Origin of the sequence: Prescottella defluvii (assembly GCF_000738775.1) — a bacterium.
Classification (GTDB): domain Bacteria; phylum Actinomycetota; class Actinomycetes; order Mycobacteriales; family Mycobacteriaceae; genus Prescottella; species Prescottella defluvii.
On sequence record NZ_JPOC01000205.1, the window covers coordinates 1 to 244 of the forward strand.

Genomic DNA, 244 nt, shown 5'->3' on the forward strand with positions numbered 1-244 from the left:
CGCGGTGATCACGCTCCCCATCGTCACCAATTTCGCTCTCGGCTACTTCGATCCCGACGACTCCGGGACGTCGATGGGACTGCAGTTCGGCAAGATCCTGCAGGTGTTCGCGATCGTGCTGATCCCCGTCGCGATCGGCATGTTCGTGCGTGCGCGGTGGTCGGACTTCGCGCACCGCATGGACAAGCCCGTCCGGATCGCGTCGGCGGTCGTGCTGGTGCTCGTCATCGTCGGGACCATCGCC

Annotated in this window: 1 pseudogene; it reads left to right on the forward strand. The window is 65.2% G+C overall.

Annotated elements, in window-relative coordinates:
- Positions 1–244 (forward strand): annotated as a pseudogene (locus IJ15_RS0124490) (bile acid:sodium symporter family protein); the annotation flags it as partial.